At 34.0% G+C, this 4,665-nt stretch carries 4 protein-coding genes; 2 read left to right on the plus strand and 2 right to left on the minus strand.

Going from position 1 to position 4,665, the window contains the following annotated elements; all coding sequences use genetic code 11:
* Positions 1-1,551 (minus strand): fumarate reductase/succinate dehydrogenase flavoprotein subunit (locus tag GQ540_RS12225; RefSeq protein ID WP_291801490.1); only part of this gene is annotated, 1,551 nt, incomplete at its 3' end.
* A gap of 12 nt (positions 1,552-1,563) precedes the next feature.
* Positions 1,564-2,235 carry a succinate dehydrogenase cytochrome b subunit gene (locus tag GQ540_RS12230; RefSeq protein WP_291801492.1) on the minus strand — a complete coding sequence of 224 codons (672 nt, stop codon included), beginning with the start codon at positions 2,233-2,235 and terminating at the stop codon, positions 1,564-1,566.
* 188 nt (positions 2,236-2,423) lie between these two features.
* On the opposite strand from GQ540_RS12230, the gene GQ540_RS12235 reads away from it, so the two are divergent.
* Positions 2,424-3,110: a succinate dehydrogenase cytochrome b subunit gene (locus tag GQ540_RS12235; RefSeq protein ID WP_291801494.1), complete on the plus strand. Its 687-nt coding sequence runs from the start codon at positions 2,424-2,426 to the stop codon at positions 3,108-3,110.
* Between the two features lie 9 nt (positions 3,111-3,119).
* On the plus strand, positions 3,120-4,665 hold a 1,546-nt coding region (locus GQ540_RS12240; RefSeq protein WP_291801497.1), incomplete at its 3' end, for a fumarate reductase/succinate dehydrogenase flavoprotein subunit.

Here is a 4,665-nt window from a genome sequence, read left to right on the forward strand (position 1 = left end):
ATCTAATTGATCTTTAACAGATTTTTCAACTTTATCAAATTCAGGAGAATCAGTTGGAATTGCACCCGTTCTAATATCATCGGCTAAATAATCACCAATAGTATAAGGTAATACAAAATAACCATCAGCTAAACCTTGCATTAAAGCAGAGGCTCCTAACCTATTTGCTCCGTGATCAGAGAAGTTAGCTTCACCAATACAGTATAAACCAGGAACGGTTGTCATTAAATTATAGTCAACCCAAACACCACCCATTGTATAGTGTGTTGCTGGATAAATCATCATTGGTGTTTTGTATGGATTTTCATCAATAATTTTCTCATACATTTGGAATAAATTACCATATTTGGCTTCAATAACTCCTTCACCTAATTTTATAACTTCTTCTTTTGAAGGATTTGAAAGTCCTTGTATTTTAGCTTTTTCACTACCATAACGTTGAATTGCAGCTGCAAAATCTAAATACACAGCTTCACCAGTTGCATTCACTCCAAAACCAGCATCACAACGTTCTTTAGCTGCTCTTGAAGCAACATCTCTTGGTACTAAATTACCAAACGCAGGATATCTTCTTTCTAAATAATAATCTCTATTTTCTTCAGCAATTGCAGTAGGTTTTAATTTACCTTCTTGAATTGCTTTTGCATCATCCATATTTGCAGGAACCCAAATTCTACCATCATTACGCAATGATTCAGACATTAACGTTAATTTAGATTGGTAATCTCCTGAACGTGGAATACACGTTGGGTGAATTTGTGTAAAACAAGGATTTGCGAAAAATGCTCCTTTTTTATGAATTTTCCAAGCAGCAGTTGCATTAGAACCCATTGCGTTTGTTGATAAGAAATATACATTCCCGTAACCACCAGTTGCAATAACAACAGCGTGAGCAGAATGACGTTCTATTTCTCCTGAAATTAAATCACGTGCAATAATACCTCTTGCTTTTCCATCAACTTTTACAACGTCTAGCATTTCGTGACGATTGAACATTTCAATTTTTCCACGAGCAATTTGACGATTCATTGCTGAATAGCATCCTAATAATAATTGTTGACCTGTTTGTCCTTTTGCATAAAAAGTACGTGAAACTAACACACCACCAAATGAACGGTTATCTAACAATCCACCATAATCACGTGCAAAAGGAACACCTTGTGCAACACATTGATCTATAATTGCTCCTGAAACCTCTGCTAAACGATGTACGTTTGCTTCACGTGAACGGTAATCTCCACCTTTTACAGTATCATAAAATAAGCGATAGTTTGAATCACCATCACCCATATAATTTTTTGCTGCGTTAATTCCTCCTTGGGCTGCAATTGAATGTGCTCTACGAGGAGAATCTTGATACGCAAATGCTTTTACATTGTAGCCTAATTCAGCTAAAGTAGCTGCGGCTGAACCTCCTGCTAAACCTGTTCCAACAACAATAATATCTATATTACGTTTGTTTGCCGGGTTTACAAGGTTAATATTGTCTTTATAAGTTGTCCATTTATCTTTAATTGGACCTTCTGGTACTCTTGAATTTAAAGTCGTCATATTATTGTAAGATTAATGGTTAAAATAATGAAAAAGTGCGATAATAATAAATCCTAATGGAACAACTATTGAATAAATAGTTCCTAAGTTTTTTACACATTTTGAGTATTTATTATTAAACCCCATTGATTGAAAAGCCGATTGAAAACCGTGTGCTAAATGCAATGCTAATAATACAAAAGCAATTACATAAATTCCAACTTTTACTGGGCTCATAAATTTGTGTTGTAATTCAGCAAAATATCTAAATTCCCCTTCGTGCATTCCAGACATATCGCCTAAAACATACTTTGTATTTAATTCTGGAATCCAGAAATCTAAAAAGTGAATTACAATAAAAATTAATATAACACCTCCGCTAATTGCCATATTTCTTGACATCCAAGTGGCACTAGCTGAACCATTATAACTAACATATTTTACATTTCTTGACCTTTTGTTCTTTAGCTCTAAAACAAACCCCATTACAAAATGAAATACAACTCCAAAAATTAATACAGGCTGCATAGCAAATTGTATTAATGGATTTGTCCCCATAAAGTGTGACGCTTTATTAAAAACGTCTTCACTAAATAATGATGTTAAGTTAACCGCTAAGTGAATAAGTAAGAAAATGATAAGGAAAAGTGCTGACAGTGCCATGGCTACTTTCCTTGCAATTGATGAAGATAAAATTCCGCTCATTTTTTAATTAATTTTTTTAAAGCCCAAATATAGCCATTTGAATTTATGTTTTTAAAATCACTTGAAACTTATTCTGTTAATTTAGACTGATTATAAATAAAAATCTCAAAACTGAAATCTGATAAATGTCATTCTTAGAAACATGCTGCTCATTTACCTTTATATGCTAAACTCTAAAAGTTAGCCATATGGCAATAAAAAAAGGACTACTCAAAACATCTGTTGGGCGTAAAAACTTAATGGCTATAACCGGACTATTTATCATCTTTTTCCTTGTAATTCACCTTATAGGAAATCTTATCTTAGTACTACCCAATTCATTTTTTCCTGTAGAATTTTGGGGAGGTGTAGAAAACGTACATGATATGTATAATGCATATTCTCACTTTTTGGTGAGTTTTTGGCCCGTAACATTAGTTGCATGGGTCTTATATGCGGCTTTAATTATTCACGTGATTGATGCATTATTAATTACACTTCAAAATCAAAAATCTAGAGGAGAAAAATATCAAGTAACAGATAATTCTACTAGCACTTGGTATTCTAGAAACATGGGTATTTTAGGAACAATTTTAGGTGCTTTTATTATTTTACATATGGCGCAGTTTTGGCTAAAATATAAAGTGCTTGGAACAGAACACGATTTATACGAATTGGTATTAGCTACCTTTAAAGTTTGGTGGTTTGTACTTATATATGAGATAGGAATTATTGCAATGTGCTTCCATTTAATACATGGGATAGAAAGTGCTCATCGATCTTTAGGTATTTACCCTAAAAAAGTGATGAACATTATTAAGTATATAGCATTATGCTTCAGTTTAGTTATGGCAATTTTATATGCTATTATTCCAATCATACTTTACTTTAAATAAAATAGAATTATGGCTCTTAACGCAAAAATTCCAGTAGGACCTTTAAAAGATAAATGGCAAAATTACCTTGCTAAAACCAGAATTGTAAACCCTGCAAACCGAAAAAAACTTGATGTAATTGTAGTTGGTGGTGGTTTATCAGGTGGTGGTGCAGCTGCATCATTAGCAGAATTAGGCTACAATGTAAAAGTCTTCTTTTTTCAAGATTCAGCGAGACGTTCGCATTCTGTTGCCGCTCAAGGTGGTGTAAATGCTGCAAAAAATTATAAAAATGACGGTGATAACGTATACAGAATGTTTTACGATACTATAAAAGGTGGTGATTTCCGCTCTCGTGAAGCTAACGTATATAGAATGGCTGAAGTATCTGCTAATTTAATTGACCATATGGTTGCACAAGGTGTTCCATTTGGACGCGAATATGGTGGTTATTTAAGTAATCGTTCATTTGGTGGTGTGTTAGTTTCACGTACTTTCTACGCTCGTGGACAAACAGGACAACAACTTCTTTTAGCTACTTACCAAGCTATGATGAAGCAAATTAAAGTTGGAAAATTAACACAATACAATCGTCATGAAATTTTAGATATTGTAATCGTTGATGGAAAAGCTCGTGGTATTATTGCCCGTAATTTGAACACAGGTGAAATTGAACGTCATGCTGCTCACGCATTAGTTTTCGGGACAGGTGGTTTTGGTAAAATATTTTATTTATCCACTTTAGCAATGAATTCAAACGGTTCGGCAAATTGGAGAGCACATAAAAAAGGTGCTTATTTTGCAAACCCATCTTGGACACAAATTCATCCAACTGCTTTACCTCAATCCGGTGAACATCAATCTAAATTAACTTTGATGTCTGAATCATTAAGAAATGATGGTCGTATTTGGGTTCCGAAAAACAAAGATGAAAATCGTGCTCCGGGAGATATTCCAGATGAAGATAGAGATTATTACTTAGAGCGTCGCTACCCTGCATTTGGGAATTTAGTTCCTCGTGACGTAGCTTCACGTGCCGCTAAAGAAAGAATGGATGCCGGTCACGGTGTAGGTCCTTTAAAAAACGCCGTTTATCTTGATTTTAAAACTGCCATTGAAAAATTAGGTGAAGACACTATTAAAGAACGTTATGGTAACCTTTTTACGATGTATGAAAAGATTACTGCAATTAACGCTTATAAAGAACCTATGAAAATATCACCAGCAGCCCATTTCTCAATGGGAGGTTTATGGGTTGATTACGAATTACAAACCACAATACCAGGTTTATTTGCTGTTGGTGAAGCAAATTTCGCTGACCATGGAGCAAATCGTTTAGGAGCAAATTCACTTTTACAAGCTTCTGTAGATGGTAATTTTATTTTACCTAATACTATTTCTAATTATTTAGCCGATGATATTAGAACTGGACCAATTCCAACAGATACTCCTGAATTTGAAGAAGCCGAAAAAGAAGTAAAAGATTTTGTAACAAAATTATTAGCTATTAAAGGTACAATGCCTGTTGACCAAATTCACAGACGTTTAGGTAAAATAATGTTTAAAGAAGTTGCCA

The organism is Lutibacter sp. (assembly GCF_013139515.1).
In the GTDB taxonomy this organism is placed as follows: domain Bacteria; phylum Bacteroidota; class Bacteroidia; order Flavobacteriales; family Flavobacteriaceae; genus Lutibacter.

What these genes read in the sequence shown, in the direction of transcription:
- GQ540_RS12230 (WP_291801492.1), bottom strand. Translation starts at nt 2,235, where the DNA reads ATGAGCGGAATTTTATCTTCATCAATTGCAAGGAAAGTAGCCATGGCA.
- GQ540_RS12235 (WP_291801494.1), top strand. Translation starts at nt 2,424, where the DNA reads ATGGCAATAAAAAAAGGACTACTCAAAACATCTGTTGGGCGTAAAAAC.